Origin of the sequence: Klebsiella oxytoca, assembly GCF_009707385.1 — a bacterium.
Taxonomy (GTDB): Bacteria; Pseudomonadota; Gammaproteobacteria; order Enterobacterales; family Enterobacteriaceae; genus Klebsiella; species Klebsiella oxytoca_C.
In genome coordinates this window covers 2,775,936-2,789,934 of the sequence record NZ_CP046115.1, presented here as the reverse complement: position 1 = coordinate 2,789,934, position 13,999 = coordinate 2,775,936, and the positions used below count along the sequence as shown (strand labels likewise).

Here is a 13,999-nt window from a genome sequence, read left to right as displayed (position 1 = left end):
GGACGCTATGAAGCTGCATCATTTAAATGAACGTGAGGCCCGACAGGCGCTGGAGAAGGCGAAAATCGCGCTGTTGCCGCTCGGCGCCGTCGAACCCCACGGTGACCACCTGCCGCTGGATACCGATAATCTGCTGGCCGAGCGGTTTTGCGCACTACTCGATGAGCAATTGGGCGACTGCGCCTTGAGCCTGCCGGTCGTCTCCTACAGCCAGGTCTGGTCACTGCGCGGCCACGCGGGCGCGATTGACATCGGTAATGAGCGGCTGACCTCGCTGCTGGTATCGCTGGCGGAAAACATGGCCAGCTACGGTATTACCACCACGGCGGTGATCAACGCGCATTACGGAAATTTTGACGCCATGAAAGCCGCTTCCCGCCAGCTTAAAGAGCAGGGCATCACGCTGCTTAGCTATAGCTGGGCGGGCATGGATGAGGAGGTAAAAAAACGGCAGGTTTCGGCGGTGGCTTATCCTGGCTATATGCACGCCGACGAGGTCGAAACGTCGCTGATGCTGGCGCTGGCGCCGGAGTTTGTCTCCATGGCCAACGCCCGCGCGCACTATCCGCATTTTCCACAGAACTTTCGCTATCAGCCGGTACCCTGGACCGAGTTTTCGGATTATGCGGTGCTGGGCGATCCCGCTCAGGCCAGTGAAGAGAAGGGACGCGCGTTCGTCCAGCTGGCGCTGGAAACCACGCTGGCCTCTATCCGCCATCATTTAACGCAAGGAGTCAGTCATGATTGAACGTCAGGCGATAACCGTCGACTGTTCCGCCGCTACGCCGGAGGAGGCAATTCGCGTAGCGGGAAACGCGCTTTGCCGAACGGGAGCCTGTAGTCCGGAGTACGTTCAGGCCATGGTCGATAGCTACCACGAACTGGGCCCCTATTTTGTGATTGCGCCGGGGCTTGCTATGCCGCATGCCCGTCCTGAGCAAGGGGCGATGAAAGCGCAAATCAGTGCCGTCAGGCTGCGCGAGCCGCTGGTCTTCGGTCATGCAGACAACGACCCGGTGCAGGTGGTGCTGGGCCTGTCGGCAACCAGTAGCGATGCGCACATCCAGCTTATTCAGCATATCGTCACCGTTCTAAGCGATGAAAATAACCTGCATACCCTGATGCATTCTCACGATCCTGAACAACTTTATCGGCTGTTAGCCAGCGCGTCATAGCCTGCTCGCAGCGTTTGTAGCTTGATTAACACGGAGTGAATCGCGATGAAAATTCTGACAGTCTGTGGTTTAGGTATGGGCTCCAGCCTGATTTTAAAAATGAACGTTGAAGCAGTGTTAAAACAACACGGTATCCAGGCCTCCGTAGAACATATGGACGTCTCGTCCGCCGCTTCAGCCAATGCCGATGTGGTGATAACCAACGCGGAACTGGTTGATAACCTCAGGCATTTGTCCTGTCCGGTGGTGGTGGTGAATAACTATATCGATAACGGCGAAATTACCGCGGCGCTGGCGCAGGCGAAAATACTGCATACGGGAGAGACGTCATGAACGAATTTCTTGGCGTGCTGCGCTGGATAACCATCAATATATTTGGTGAGGCGTCGATTTTAATCGGTCTGATTGTGCTGCTGGGCCTGGTGCTGCAAAAGAAATCGCTGGCGGAAATTGTTTCCGGCACACTCAAGGGGATCCTGGGTTTTCTGATTATCGGTGCGGGGGCGGGGATTATCGTGTCCGCGCTGCTGATATTTCAGCCGATCTGGACCGAAGTATTTGGCCTCAGCTCGATGAATCTGACCAATATTATCGGCCAGGCGCGCTTCAGCGAGCGCTATGGAAGTTGCGTGACTATCGCTATTGCCGGTGGGTTCGCCATTAACTTATTGCTGGCCCGGCTGACGCGATTTAAATACATCTACCTGACCGGACATATGATGTTCTGGACCACGATGATCTTTGCCGGAGTGATGGTGAACACCGATCCCGGTATTTCAGCTATCCAGCTGACGCTAATGCTGACGGTCATTATGGGACTGTACTGGACCTTACAGCCAGCGCTGGTTCAGCCATGGGTACGGAAAATCACCGGCAATGATAACGTAGCGCTGGGCCATACTTCCGCCTCGGTCGCGCTGCTGGGGGCGATTTTCGGCCAGATATTCGCCCGCAATAAAATCAGCTCCGAGGATATCAAAGTTCCTAAAAAGCTCGGTTTTCTGCGCGATTCCAATGTGGTAACGGCATTGACCATGGCGCTGCTGTTCTTTATTGGCACCTTTATTTTGCAGATCAAAGGCACGCCGAAAGCTGCTGAAATTCTTGCCCAATCCGGCGATCTGAGCTTCTACATCTACGCCCTGAAACAATCGCTGATGTTTACCGGCGGTATCGCCGTGGTGCTCCTCGGCGTGAGGATGTTTATTGGCGAAATGGTACCGGCGTTTAACGGCATTGGCTCGCGGCTGGTTCCCGGCGCAAAGCCTGCGCTGGACTGCCCGATACTGTTTAACTTTGCCCCCAACGCGGTGGTGCTGGGCTTCGTCGGCGCGTTTGTTGGTTCTCTGCTATGGCTGACTCTTATTGGCCGCTATACCGGCTACGTCTTTATTCCCAGCATGATCGTGATTTTCTTTCACGCCGGTACGGCAGGCGTTTTCGGCAATATTACCGGAGGCTATAAAGGCGCGCTGCTGGCGGGATTTATCACCTCGACCGTGGTCGCATGGGGGCAGTATTTCTGCGTCACCGGCTTCATCAACAGCACAATTCCGGATACCGCGCTATGGGCTGGCGATAGCGATATGTTTGTACTCGCGCCAGTCATTCATCTTTTGACCCGCTTGCTGACGTTCTGATATCAGGAGGAAGTCTATGAGTCAGGCACTGAAAGAGTATTACGGCCAGATCCGCCAGAAGCTGGCATGTCTTGAGCAGCGCGCAGGGGAGTTAACCCGGGCGGCGGAAATGATGACCCGGAGCATTGTGGAACAGCGCAATATCTTCGTCTTTGGCGCCAGCCACGCCGGGATTCTGGCGGAAGAGATGAGCTATCGGGCAGGGGGGCTGGCGGTGGTTAATCCGCTTTTTACTCCGGCGCTGATGCTTAACGTCAGGCCGTTAACCCTCACCAGCGCGGTGGAAAATGTGGAAAATCTCGGTCGTGTTCTGGTGGAGCAGTCCCCGCTGCGGGCCGGGGATACGCTGTTGATCCACTCGGTTTCAGGAAGGAACGCGATTAACATTGATGTCGCGCTGGCGGCAAAATCCTGTTGCGCGAAGGTCATTGCCATTACCAGCCTTGCAACGGCTGCGCGCGTGACGTCGCGCCACTCCAGCGGCAAGCTGCTGGTCGATATAGCCGATATCACCCTCGATAATCACTGCGAGTATGGCGATGCGGCGGTTAGTCTGCCGGGGCTGGCGCAGAAAGCCGCGCCGCTCTCTACCATTATGGGCGCGGCGATTGCGAATAGCCTGGTGCTACGCGTCTGCGAAATGATGCTGGAAAATGCGCACACCCCGCCGATCCTTGCCAGCGCAAACATAGACGGCAATCAGGCGATAAATCAGGATATACTGAGCAGATACAGGAGCCAAATACACTATCTCTGAGTGGAGCACAAGTATGTTTGAGTCGGATGGACTCCCTCTCTATTTAAGGATAAAAGACGTTATCCTGCAGCGGATCCTCTCTTTTACCTACGACGATAAACTGCCGGGCGAGCTGCTGCTCGCCGGGGAGTTCAAGGTCGCGCGCGGAACAATTAAGCAGGCGATCGATTCGCTGGCCAGCATTGGCATGGTTTACCGCGAGCAGGGTAAAGGGACCTTTATCAACCGCGATGCGCTGCAGAGATATTACACCGATCTGCCGGACGTGCTGACGACCTTTGCCGGGCCGGGGGCGGTAGAAGTGGAGGTCTTGTCGCTGATTTCAACGATGGCTGACCGCCAGGTTGCCGGGCAAATGGGGCTGGATTTGGGCAGCCAGCTGATGCGACTGGAGCGGTTATTAGTGCAGGAGGAACGGCCGGTCGGTCATGTGCTGACCTGGCTTAATGGCCGTATTTACAACGATCTGAGCCATGTGGACGGCAGCCGCTCGCTGTATAAGCAGCTGCGGGAAACCTTCGGCTACTCTCCGGCTAACGCCACGGAGCGCTATACGCCGGTCTGTTGCGATGCCCGCACGGCAGGATTGTTAAATATTGAGCCGGGTCTCCCGCTGTTTCGGATTGAGCGGGTGGCCCGCGATTTGGATGACGTAGTGCTTGAATACAGCATTGCGCATACCCTGGACGCAAGCCTGTCGCTACAGATAGCCACCAGCCAGAGCAGCGTGAGCCAGCAGTGGAACTGTACTATCGAGAAGGGTACCTAATCCGCCTCCCAGGCGAGAATATCGCCTGGTTGACACTCCAGCGCCTGACAGATTTTGGCCAACGTATCGAAGCGAATACCTTTTACCTTTCCCGATTTGAGCAAAGACAGATTCTGCTCGGTGATCCCGACATAGGCCGCCAGCGCCCTGGACGTCATTTTTCTTTCCACCAGCAATTTGTCCAGATTAACCACCACCGCCATAGTCAGATGAACTCCTTATTCTCATTTTCCGCTCTGATCCCTTCGAGCATGGAGTGAAACGTCACAAATAACAAGCCGCCCGTCAGCAGCAGTATGAAATCGCTGAGCAAAAGAACGATCTGCGCGTAGGGATGCGGCCAGTAAAAAACCAGCGGAACCATGAAGCGAAATAGCGGCAGCAGAATGCCCATTCCCAGCATCGCCAGCGCTATTTTTCGTACCCTCAGGGCGAGGTCGAGGCTCAGAATAGTGCGTTGTCTGACGTATTGAGTGATGCGAATTCCCTGCCAGATGGCCCAGGCGAAAAGTCCGGCAGGTAAATAAAGCAGCGCCAGCAGTAACAGCAGCTTATAGGTGGGGGCAGACAAAGTATGTTCATTGCCGAAGGGCACCTCGGCAAATTTCAGCATATTAGCGAGAAAAAACGTCTCGCCGGTAAAATAGATCCACACTGGCGTAATTAACGCCAGGATAAAAAACAGCGGCAATATTCCAGCCATTAAGAACAAACTCAGCTTATTTTGCGCTTTTTTCACCTTTCACCTTCCACCTTCCTGAAATAAACACCACGATCGACAGAAACGTCAATACCGCCCACAAAATATCAATCCAGTTCATTGTTTGCCTCTCCCGGCAAATTAAGCGATGAAATTGCGCGCAGAATATCCTGATATTTATCGTTTTACAATAAAGTTTTATTGTTTTGTATTTAACATTGATGGTGAGTGTGGCTGAAGATAAAGAGCGAGGACGCGCGAAAACAGGCGTATAAACCCGATCGCGCGGCCCTTGCTTATAGGCATGTCCGGGAACGCGCCCTATCAGGGGATAACGCGTGCGGCTCGTAGCTGAGAGAACAGGCGGAAAAACATGTCGTCGGTTGCCTGCATGCGGGTGAAGCCTGCCCGGCGCAGCTTGCTACCATCGGCAAACATGTCGTAGTTCCAGCCAAAGACGAAATCGGCAAAATTCCCGTCGCTTAGCTGCAGGAGATCGGGCTCTATCAAATGCTGCCCGGCCATCTCGCGCCACAGCGCACGGTAGTCGAGAAACAGTTGCTGGAATGACCGCCTGACCGGCGGGGCGCATTCCAGAGCAAACCAGTTTGCGATGCGCGGCCACAGCTCGTACCAGCGCCAGATATCACCGTTGTTGACGTTAAAAGCCTCATTTTCTGCCATCGATGAGGTTGCGGCCCAAATCGTCGCCTCGGCCAATAATTCCCCATCCGTGTGGTCGACAATGCTATGCCAGGTTTTTTCCGAACCGGGAAAGCGCAGCGGTAAATCCAGCGCCTTGCACAGTGAAGCATAGAGCGCAATGCTCAGTGCGAGATTCATCGTGTTGCCGGGTACCGCGCTGCCCACCACTCCCGGTCTGATAGCATTCCAGCGCCATGCCTTTCCTCGCTGAAAATGGTTGAGCCAGTTGAGCTGGGCGGCGTTGAATTCTGCGCCGGGTACGCCCGGATCGCTTTCCCGCGCCGGCGTTTTGAAGGGGCCAAGGTGCGCGCCATAGACTTTATATCCCTGCATCAGGCTTACCGTTCGTAGCGGTGAGGTTTTCTCAAGGTTGCTGACCAGGTTGCGCAGCATGGCGACGTTTGGTTCGACCATTTCTGCCCAGTTTGCAGCGTTCAGCCATGCGCTGTAAAAAATATGGCTAATGCCGTTGAGTGATTGCAGCTTTTGCGCGCTGTCCTGGGTATCCAGTAAATCGACGTTGAGTAGCAAAATGTTAGCAGGGTGAGCTATGGCACGGTGGCTGAGGCCAATAACCTCCCAGTCATTGTGTAAAAGCGTTTTGACAAGCTGTGTGCCAACAATGCCGCTGGCGCCAGCGACCAGCGCGACTTTTTGGTGCGGTCTCGTGTTCACGTTATTTCTCCGACAGGGTGACAGAGACAGTGTGATATATTATTTTTTTTAAACATATCCCGTATAACTGATGGTACTTATAAGCAGAATCATTAAATGAATAATAAGCTCAATGCCATCGCCACCTTCCTGCGCGTGGTTGAAGCAGGATCCTTTTCTGCGGCCGCCCGCCAGATAGGTATGAAACAATCCGCCGTCAGTCAGCAAATTGCGGCCCTTGAAGAGGAGCTCGGCGTAGTGCTGCTGCATCGCACTACGCGAGCGATGGTGCTGACCGAACAGGGGGAAAGCTATCGACGAGATATGCAGCTTGTACTTGATGCCATGCGCGAAGCGGAGAGGCGCCTGAATCCTGACGATCGTCCATGGCAGGGTAAGGTACATATGCAGCTGCCGGGCGGTTTAGGGCGGATATTTTTACCGCATTTACTGGCGCTGCAGAAAATGAATCCCGAACTACACCTTACGCTGTCACTTGATGATCGTATCGCCGATCTTGTCACTGAAGGCGTCGATGTCGCGCTGCGGTTGAGTAGTGAACCTCCGCAACTGCACGCGGCACGCGCGCTGGGGCGCATTGAAACGGCGCTTTATGCCGCGCCTGATTTTCCACCGGTACAAACCATCGGCGAATTAGCTACCCATCCTTATGTACGATTTAGCGGCATCCCGCACGATGCACCGCTGCGCCTGGTTTCTGCAGATGAAACGATTGATGTGAAGGTGAACACCGTGTTCCGCGCGAACACGAGCGAGGCATTACTGCAGGCGCTGGAGTCCGGCATCGGTGTTGGCGGCATGCAGATCCCGCTGGTAGCCAGGGCGTTACAGTCCGCCCGGCTGGTCCGAATATTACCCGCATGGCGATTACCGGATCGCTTTCTCTACGCTGTTTATCCTGACGCCCGTTTTATCCCGCCGCGGGTCAGAAGCATTATTCGCGTGATTGAACAGTTGCTGCCTGGGGTCACGCAGAGCATTTAAAACTGAAACGTCCGCTCTGGCAGAGAGCGGACGCCGGTGTTAAAGGAAAACGAATCCCTCTGAGCAGACCCTAAACGCTCAGCAACAATTCAGCATCAATGCAGTTCCTGCGCGATCGCGCTGAACATCAGCGATGCTTCCAGCGGCTGGGCGCTAAAAGAGGGCTCCGCCTGCGGCCAGGTTGACCACTGAACGATCGTCAGATTTTCTGCCTGATTGACCATAATCATTTGACCAAAAATTCCCAGAGCCCATAGCGAATTCTTCAGGGATGCCTGCGGCGTCGGTTCAACGTTTGTCGAATTGGCCGGCACTTCGTTATTCCACCACTGGTAGCCATAAATGCCCTTTGGATGTGCCGCTGACACCGACCCGGCCGCCTGGGTCCAGCTGGCAGACTGGGCAACCCAGTTTTCCGGCAAAATCTGCTCGCCGTTCGGCAACACGCCATGATGAAGAATAAATTCCCCAAAGCGTCCCCAATCTTCTAGCGTAGCGTTAAAGCCATGGGCACCCACATCGTGCTGACCTTTGGTATAGGCATGCCACACGCCGTCGCTCGCCATACCGTATGGCTGCCAGATACTTTTCTCCAGGTACGCCGCCAGGGTCATGCCGGTAGCGCGTTCCAGCACATCTCCCAGCAGCCACGCGCCGCCGGATGAGTAAGACCAGTGCTCTCCGGCCGGGTGTTCACGGCGCAGGCCGGATACCAGCTTACGAACGCAGTCGTAAGCGCCGGGCCTGGCTTCACACTCGGTAAGCTGTGCAAAGTCCGATTTCGGGTCGGTGTAGTCCTCATTCCACGCCACGCCGGAAGTGTGGGTGATCAGCTGTTTGAGCGTTACACCTTCCCAGGCGGTGCCTTTCAGGTCGGGTTCATATTGTGTGATGAGATCGTCAAGCGAGTGAATTTTACCTTGTTTAATCGCCACCCCCGTCAGCGTAGCAACAACGGATTTGCCCACCGAGCGGGACGTCCAGAGGGTGGCGTCGGTATTGCCTTCACCCAGATATTTCCAGGCGACTTTGCCATCTTTCAGCACCAGCATGCCGCTAACGTTCTGGCGCCGCAGGTAATCCTGCAGGTTATAGGTTTTGCCATTTACCCGATAGCTAGCGTCGGTTAGCTGTTTCGGCGCGGTCAGCAGAGGAACGGCGTTACCGTGATGAAAAACATCTCCTGCATAATTGCGGTAGTCGTTGCGAAAACCGATTACCCGTTCGCGCTGGCTCCAGGTGAGCATTTTGTGCGTATCCGGAAGCCGGGCATCAAAGGGGGCAGGGCACGCGCTCAGTTCGGTTCCGGCACAGGCGGCCTGGGCGACGGGGGCCAGCAGGCCGCCGCAGAGACTGATAACAATGCCCGCCAGCAGGCGACGTTGAAACACTTTGCTGTTCATATTTTTTCTCTTTCAGGTCAGGAAGGCATTTAGCTTAAAAAAAGTCGGCTGATGATAAAAAGCGCATAATGGGGGAAAATCCCCCTGAAAAACCGGATGGAGGGCCACATGTCGAGCCTGATTTATTCATTTGCCCAGCTGGAAGCTTTCACCGCCGTCGTGGAGTGCAACAGTCTGGCGGAAGCCGCGCGCAAACTGGGCAAAGATCGCACGACGCTGCGCGATTTGATTGATTTCCTTGAGGATGGGCTGGGATATCCGCTGTTCCTGCGCGAAGGACGTAGCCTGCACCTGACGCCGGAAGGCGAGCAGTTACAACGCCAGGCGCACCTGCTGATGCGTCAGGTGAAGGCATTTGAAGCGTTTGCCAAAGAAGTGCCGAAGCGCGCGGCCCAGGAAATTTCCCTGGTCTACGATCCTTTTACCCCCAGAGCGTTGCTGCAATCGCTGATAGTTACGATGGCCGAGCGCAATACCCGTCTGAGCTTGATTAACGCGTCGCGTGATGAGGCGGAAAAGCTGCTGATGAGCGGACAAGCCGATTTGGGCATTTGCCAGGCGCGCCATCGCAGCGTAGGCGATGCCATGGAGTGGCGTGCCTTAGGAGCAATAGAGATGGATTTTTACGCCTCTCAAGCGCTTTTCCCCGACGCTAAAGCACCGCTTTCGCTGCTGGAGCTGTCGCTGGCGCCGCAGGTGATTATGCATCCGGATACCGACGAACCGGTGGCGCGCCGGCTGCAAATTTCAGGTCATACCATTTTTACTAATGAGCAGGAGATGCTGCGTGGTCTGATTGAACAGGGATGCGGCTGGGGATTTTTGCCGACGCATATGAATGCCGCACGATGGAAAAACGTCAAAACACTGTGTACTGAAGTCGGTAATCAGGGGATTGGCCAAACGATGGTGACCATCTGGAAGCCCGGCAATGATAGACGCCCGTTGATTGCTGACGCGCTCGCATTACTGCCGGAGCTGTGGAGAAAGCTATGATGGCGGGACATTGCGTACGCTACGGCGGCTGGGTGAAAAGGATGACGTAGCGGAAGCGAGAAGCGGACAGTATTATTGTCCGCTGATGGGGCACTGTTTAATCATACTGTCGTGAATATCGCCGCCGGAATTAATCAGGAGCGCTGCGGTGACGAAAATTTAGCCGCAATAGCTTCAGATGTTGGCTGAATTCCTCCCAGGCTCCACTGTTCAGGTTCATGTTCATCAATTCGAATCCAGACTGAACGTCGAAACTCTGGATCGCCTTTCCCCTCAATCTCGACAATAAGGTCTGTCATACGGCGTAATAGCTCTTTTTTTTGCTCCGAATTCATAATTCCTTTAATGGTTTGCACATTAACGAAGGGCATTGTATTCTCCTTAAATATCTGGGTCTAAAATTAATACTCAGGTTAGGGGGAAATAGTTCAGATGTCAAAAGAGAATTCATTACCGTATCTGTTACCTGAGCTTTGTGGGCTTTCCGCAGCAGCAGAACTTTTGGGAGATCAATGGGTTTTATTGATCCTGAGAGAGGCTTTATATGGAGTTACTCGCTTTGAAACGATACGTACGCATACCAAAATCCCAAAGCAGACGTTGGCAAACCGGTTAAAAAAAATGACTGAACTCGGATTGCTCAGCAAAATACCATATCAAGAGGCAGGCGCTCGCGAACGCTATGAGTATGTCCTTACGTCAAAAAGTCGCAGTCTGGCGCCGATCCTTTTTTCATTAATGGAATGGGGTCACAAGAATATTTTGCACGATGAGCCTCACATCGCTTTGGTTGATAAAGAGAGCGGGGACCTGATACACCACGCATTTGTGTCAACTAATGGGGGAGTCGTTGAATCAAAGAATATTCAGATCGTGGCGCTTAAACGCTGATCTCTGTTACCCCTGGGGCCCGGTCACATAACAAAGTTAACTCAACAATAAACAGACAAAAAACTGGACGCTGAACCGCTGAGGGTTAATATACGGAACGTATATAAATCGTAATGGTATGTATCAATGGGAATCGTAAAAATTTCAGACCTGTTGCACGTCGATATTCGTGATGCCAGCAAGGCGATGTCGCGTTCGGTCAATGCACAGGCGGAATACTGGATCCGCCTGGGGATGATGAGTGAACTTTATCCGGAGCTCAACCATCAACAAATCAAGCTGTTAATGCTAAAGTCTGGATCCGATCGTTTGCTGGAGGTGATCAATGCTATCAATTCCCATTAAGACCGCGGACGAACTGGCCAGACAACGTCAAGCAGGAGCGCTGCTGGCCTCGGTGTTCGATATGCTGGATACCTTTATGCAGCCCGGCGTTACCACCATGGACATCAATAATCGCGTTGAGGATTTTATCGTCAACGAGTTGCACGCACGTCCGGCCAGCAAAGGCCAGTATGATTTTCCCTATGTCTTGAATACTTCTATTGATGAAGTGGTTTGTCACGGCATGCCTAAGGAAAGTGAACATCTGAAGCCCGGCATGATCATCAATGTTGATATTACTCTGGAAAAAAATGGCCTGATTGCCGATTCCAGCAAAATGTATCTGATTGGCGACGTTTCTCCGCTGGCCCGTCGACTGGTAGAGAAAACCTATGAAGCGATGTGGAAGGGGATCAACGTTGTCAGGCCCGGCGCGACGCTCGGTGACATTGGCCATGCCATTCAGTCCCATGTCGAAGCGAACGGTTACAGCGTGGTCAGGGAGTACTGCGGGCATGGGGTGGGAACAGAAATGCATGAAGATCCCCAGGTGCTGCATTACGGCAAACCCGGTACCGGCGCGGTCCTTAAAGAAGGGATGGTATTTACTATCGAACCGATGGTTAATCAGGGAGACAGGCGGATAAAAACCAAAAAAGATGGCTGGACGGTAGTTACCCGTGACAAGAAACTGTCCGCGCAGTGGGAGCATACCATCGCGGTTACCGCGGAGGGATTTGAAGTACTGACGTTGCGTAGAGGTGAAATCATTCCAGCGTGATTCTGTTAACAGGTTTCAATCCTGCGGACTGAAACCTGCTTTCTCTTACCGGGACTACAGCGCCATTTCTTTACGTCCCATATAGCGCTCTTTCCATAGTGCACCAGCAACCCCGATATCGAGGAATGGGGAAGGCGGCATAAAGTTAGCCTCGCCAAGTGACCGCATGGCCGCAATCAGCGGATTGTCCTGCCCCATAGCCAAATCGGCAAGAAGCGTCCCGGCGATAGTCTGTTTGGATATACCCGCGCCATTACAGCCGCCGGCGGTCCAGATCTGCGGCGCGAGACGCCCCCATACCGGCGCGCCATTACGGGTGACGCTGATGGTCCCGGACCAGGTGCGCTCCAGCGGTACATCTTGTAGCTGCGGGTAGGCATTGCGGAACAACGTCAGATGCTGTCGCGCGGCGTTGGCGGTCTGTCCGGCGGTAATCACGCCGCGTAATGCCGGGTCGACGTGCTGACGCACCAGAAAACGATGGTCGTGGGTATAGCGTAGCGTTGCCCCAGCGATAGCATTAACCGGCGTGAGTCCCCAGCTAGTCATCTCCGGCAGGCGCTGACGCTGCTCGGGCGTCAGCGGGGCCGTTATGCTGGCATAGGTCGCCATAGATGCCTGACGAGCAGTTACCGGTGAGAGCTCCCGGGACAGCGCATTGGTAGCCAGCATAACCTGAGCGGCGCGGATCGTACCCTGCAGCGTGGTTACTCTGATACCGCCGCCTTCACTGTGCACGGCCAGGGCCGGAGTCTGGTGATAAACCGTGATATTTTCCGGCAGATGACGTTCAAGACCCGCTATCAGTTTCGCCGGGTTCACCAGAATACAGCCGGGAGTATAGATACCTTTACTATAGAGGCGGGTTCCCAGCTTCTGGTACAGCTCTTCGCTGTTCAGCAGGCTGTAGGGCTCCTGCATAAGCTGCAGATTATCCATGTACTCCTGCATGATGGCTTCGCTGGACGGGTCTATCTGGCAGTGGTATTTGCCGACATTTTCCCACTCGCAGTCAATCTGCCGCGCGTTGACCGTTTCCTCAAGCAGCCGGATGCCTTCCTGCAGCAGAGTGCGATAGTCCTGCGCCTTTTTCAGCTCGGCGGTAGAGCTGCCGATATTATGCGGCAGGCCAATAATAAAGCCCGAATTTCTTGCGGAAGAGCTGCTGGCGGCGCATTCGGCGTCGATAAGTACAATATTTAGCTGCGGGTCGAGGCTGGCAAGCCTGCGGGCAAAGCTTACGCCAGCATAGCCAGCACCGATAACCACCCAGTCAGCTTTGATATCTCCACTGAGTGAGGGCTGTCGGTGACGGTCTGCTTCGTTAAGCGGCCATCCTACCTGATTCTGGTTGAAAGGGACTGATGCAAATTTCACGATAATTCTCCCTGTAGAAAAAAACACCTGCACGTCAGGTGTGAATAAGCTCGCCGTTCTTCCTTTTATTGGTTTCAATATTGAGCTGGCAAGAATAGCGCCGTGGCCAGGAGAGTTTCTGCAGCAGCGAAATGCTGAATGATAATCACCTGGACAACAATTCAGCAGAATAACAAGGAACGGGCAAAATAACACCTCTTGATGTATGGGTTTAACTTTGTCTTCTGCTTGCGATTTAACCTGGAGCGGTTAGTCGGTTCCATCCGCTGCCGCGATAGGGCAACAGTTCATATCTTGTCGCTTCCTGTGCGAAATTCTGCAGCAATTTTTGCTGTGGATCATGATCGCCCTGACCACATATCTATAATGTAGCCTCGTCTACAAGGCGTATTTTTGACCAGGAGGTAAAAATAACGCTCCTTCTTGCTCTTCTCTATATAGAACGCCCATCCATTTCATAGGATTTTTCGTCTTTTGAACCCCCTTTTTTGCTTTATGTATTAGGAATTTTCTCATGGAAAAATCCTAATGTTCTTAAATTTCTGGGCGTTTGTCCAAGTCACTGAAAAATAACAGTTTTTATTTTTGTGTAACTATGCGTGCGATCTTTTTAAATTATACAAATAGTTTATTTTAAATTATTAGTAATATTTTCACATGTGTTGTCGTATTACCTTACACGCACAGGATTTTATCCTGTTAGATATTTTTTTATAAAATTATTAGCTCGTAATGATCGTTTCAGCAGGTACATATATTTTATTGTAAGATTTTTCGCGTTAGTATGACTTCGCTGTCAGGAAATAAACGTAACTCAAGAAG

The 13,999-nt window shown here is 53.2% G+C and carries 17 protein-coding genes; 11 read left to right on the top strand and 6 right to left on the bottom strand.

The genetic code is table 11. The annotated features are described in order from the left end of the window. Positions 1 to 7: 7 nt before the first annotated feature. The 6 genes from GJ746_RS12920 to GJ746_RS12895 are packed head-to-tail and all read left to right on the top strand — an operon-like array spanning position 8 to position 4,341. Positions 8 to 748, top strand: coding sequence for a creatininase family protein (locus GJ746_RS12920; RefSeq protein ID WP_154680565.1), 741 nt, complete (start codon positions 8 to 10; stop codon positions 746 to 748). Beyond that, positions 741 to 1,175 carry a PTS sugar transporter subunit IIA gene (locus tag GJ746_RS12915; protein WP_154680564.1) on the top strand — a complete coding sequence of 145 codons (435 nt, stop codon included), beginning with the start codon at positions 741 to 743 and terminating at the stop codon, positions 1,173 to 1,175. The genes GJ746_RS12920 and GJ746_RS12915 overlap by 8 nt, the downstream gene beginning before the upstream one ends. A gap of 45 nt (positions 1,176 to 1,220) precedes the next feature. Continuing rightward, positions 1,221 to 1,508, top strand: coding sequence for a PTS sugar transporter subunit IIB (locus tag GJ746_RS12910; protein WP_154680563.1), 288 nt, complete (start codon positions 1,221 to 1,223; stop codon positions 1,506 to 1,508). Beyond that, positions 1,505 to 2,815, top strand: coding sequence for a PTS ascorbate transporter subunit IIC (locus GJ746_RS12905; protein WP_154680562.1), 1,311 nt, complete (start codon positions 1,505 to 1,507; stop codon positions 2,813 to 2,815). The genes GJ746_RS12910 and GJ746_RS12905 overlap by 4 nt, the downstream gene beginning before the upstream one ends. Positions 2,816 to 2,831: 16 nt before the next feature. Next, on the top strand, positions 2,832 to 3,572 hold the full coding sequence (locus GJ746_RS12900; protein WP_154680561.1) for a sugar isomerase domain-containing protein: 741 nt from the start codon (positions 2,832 to 2,834) through the stop codon (positions 3,570 to 3,572). A gap of 13 nt (positions 3,573 to 3,585) precedes the next feature. Then, complete coding sequence (locus GJ746_RS12895) at positions 3,586 to 4,341, top strand: GntR family transcriptional regulator (RefSeq protein WP_154680560.1); 756 nt, start codon at positions 3,586 to 3,588, stop codon at positions 4,339 to 4,341. Here GJ746_RS12895 and GJ746_RS12890 read toward each other — a convergent pair. The 3 genes from GJ746_RS12890 to GJ746_RS12880 form a co-directional block, all read right to left on the bottom strand. After that, positions 4,338 to 4,544 carry a helix-turn-helix domain-containing protein gene (locus tag GJ746_RS12890; protein ID WP_004120193.1) on the bottom strand — a complete coding sequence of 69 codons (207 nt, stop codon included), beginning with the start codon at positions 4,542 to 4,544 and terminating at the stop codon, positions 4,338 to 4,340. The two genes, GJ746_RS12895 and GJ746_RS12890, sit on opposite strands and share 4 nt — an antisense overlap. Positions 4,545 to 4,546: 2 nt before the next feature. Then, positions 4,547 to 5,044, bottom strand: coding sequence for a DUF2975 domain-containing protein (locus GJ746_RS12885; protein WP_227852640.1), 498 nt, complete (start codon positions 5,042 to 5,044; stop codon positions 4,547 to 4,549). Positions 5,045 to 5,365: 321 nt separating this feature from the next. Next, positions 5,366 to 6,421 (bottom strand): SDR family oxidoreductase, encoded by a 1,056-nt coding sequence (locus GJ746_RS12880; protein WP_154680558.1) that lies wholly within the window; start codon positions 6,419 to 6,421, stop codon positions 5,366 to 5,368. A 96-nt stretch (positions 6,422 to 6,517) separates the two neighbouring features. Here GJ746_RS12880 and GJ746_RS12875 point away from each other — a divergent pair, with 96 nt between their 5' ends. Then, complete coding sequence (locus GJ746_RS12875) at positions 6,518 to 7,405, top strand: LysR family transcriptional regulator (RefSeq protein ID WP_154680557.1); 888 nt, start codon at positions 6,518 to 6,520, stop codon at positions 7,403 to 7,405. A gap of 95 nt (positions 7,406 to 7,500) precedes the next feature. Here GJ746_RS12875 and GJ746_RS12870 read toward each other — a convergent pair whose 3' ends face one another. Further along, positions 7,501 to 8,808 carry a serine hydrolase domain-containing protein gene (locus tag GJ746_RS12870; RefSeq protein ID WP_154680556.1) on the bottom strand — a complete coding sequence of 436 codons (1,308 nt, stop codon included), beginning with the start codon at positions 8,806 to 8,808 and terminating at the stop codon, positions 7,501 to 7,503. Positions 8,809 to 8,916: 108 nt separating this feature from the next. Between GJ746_RS12870 and GJ746_RS12865 the strand changes: the two genes are divergently transcribed. Further along, positions 8,917 to 9,804 (top strand): LysR family transcriptional regulator, encoded by an 888-nt coding sequence (locus GJ746_RS12865; RefSeq protein ID WP_154680555.1) that lies wholly within the window; start codon positions 8,917 to 8,919, stop codon positions 9,802 to 9,804. A gap of 134 nt (positions 9,805 to 9,938) precedes the next feature. Here GJ746_RS12865 and GJ746_RS12860 read toward each other — a convergent pair whose 3' ends face one another. Continuing rightward, positions 9,939 to 10,175 carry a tautomerase family protein gene (locus GJ746_RS12860; protein ID WP_154680554.1) on the bottom strand — a complete coding sequence of 79 codons (237 nt, stop codon included), beginning with the start codon at positions 10,173 to 10,175 and terminating at the stop codon, positions 9,939 to 9,941. Between the two features lie 61 nt (positions 10,176 to 10,236). Between GJ746_RS12860 and GJ746_RS12855 the strand changes: the two genes are divergently transcribed. The 3 genes from GJ746_RS12855 to map all read left to right on the top strand — a co-directional run bounded on the left by GJ746_RS12855 (position 10,237) and on the right by map (position 11,800). Further along, positions 10,237 to 10,695, top strand: coding sequence for a winged helix-turn-helix transcriptional regulator (locus tag GJ746_RS12855; RefSeq protein WP_154680553.1), 459 nt, complete (start codon positions 10,237 to 10,239; stop codon positions 10,693 to 10,695). A gap of 126 nt (positions 10,696 to 10,821) precedes the next feature. After that, positions 10,822 to 11,040 (top strand): ParD-like family protein, encoded by a 219-nt coding sequence (locus tag GJ746_RS12850; protein ID WP_154680552.1) that lies wholly within the window; start codon positions 10,822 to 10,824, stop codon positions 11,038 to 11,040. Next, positions 11,021 to 11,800, top strand: coding sequence for a type I methionyl aminopeptidase (gene map / locus GJ746_RS12845; protein WP_154680551.1), 780 nt, complete (start codon positions 11,021 to 11,023; stop codon positions 11,798 to 11,800). The genes GJ746_RS12850 and map overlap by 20 nt, the downstream gene beginning before the upstream one ends. A gap of 54 nt (positions 11,801 to 11,854) precedes the next feature. Here map and GJ746_RS12840 read toward each other — a convergent pair whose 3' ends face one another. Beyond that, entirely contained in the window at positions 11,855 to 13,177 is a 1,323-nt protein-coding gene (locus GJ746_RS12840; protein WP_154680550.1) for an NAD(P)/FAD-dependent oxidoreductase, read from the bottom strand. Positions 13,178 to 13,999: the final 822 nt, after the last annotated feature.

Coding starts and splice junctions, on each gene's coding strand:
- GJ746_RS12920 (WP_154680565.1), top strand. CDS start 8: ATGAAGCTGCATCATTTAAATGAACGTGAGGCCCGACAGGCGCTGGAG.
- GJ746_RS12915 (WP_154680564.1), top strand. CDS start 741: ATGATTGAACGTCAGGCGATAACCGTCGACTGTTCCGCCGCTACGCCG.
- GJ746_RS12910 (WP_154680563.1), top strand. CDS start 1,221: ATGAAAATTCTGACAGTCTGTGGTTTAGGTATGGGCTCCAGCCTGATT.
- GJ746_RS12905 (WP_154680562.1), top strand. CDS start 1,505: ATGAACGAATTTCTTGGCGTGCTGCGCTGGATAACCATCAATATATTT.
- GJ746_RS12900 (WP_154680561.1), top strand. CDS start 2,832: ATGAGTCAGGCACTGAAAGAGTATTACGGCCAGATCCGCCAGAAGCTG.
- GJ746_RS12895 (WP_154680560.1), top strand. CDS start 3,586: ATGTTTGAGTCGGATGGACTCCCTCTCTATTTAAGGATAAAAGACGTT.
- GJ746_RS12890 (WP_004120193.1), bottom strand. CDS start 4,544: ATGGCGGTGGTGGTTAATCTGGACAAATTGCTGGTGGAAAGAAAAATG.
- GJ746_RS12885 (WP_227852640.1), bottom strand. CDS start 5,044: ATGGCTGGAATATTGCCGCTGTTTTTTATCCTGGCGTTAATTACGCCA.
- GJ746_RS12875 (WP_154680557.1), top strand. CDS start 6,518: ATGAATAATAAGCTCAATGCCATCGCCACCTTCCTGCGCGTGGTTGAA.
- GJ746_RS12870 (WP_154680556.1), bottom strand. CDS start 8,808: ATGAACAGCAAAGTGTTTCAACGTCGCCTGCTGGCGGGCATTGTTATC.
- GJ746_RS12865 (WP_154680555.1), top strand. CDS start 8,917: ATGTCGAGCCTGATTTATTCATTTGCCCAGCTGGAAGCTTTCACCGCC.
- GJ746_RS12860 (WP_154680554.1), bottom strand. CDS start 10,175: ATGCCCTTCGTTAATGTGCAAACCATTAAAGGAATTATGAATTCGGAG.
- GJ746_RS12855 (WP_154680553.1), top strand. CDS start 10,237: ATGTCAAAAGAGAATTCATTACCGTATCTGTTACCTGAGCTTTGTGGG.
- GJ746_RS12850 (WP_154680552.1), top strand. CDS start 10,822: ATGGGAATCGTAAAAATTTCAGACCTGTTGCACGTCGATATTCGTGAT.
- map (WP_154680551.1), top strand. CDS start 11,021: ATGCTATCAATTCCCATTAAGACCGCGGACGAACTGGCCAGACAACGT.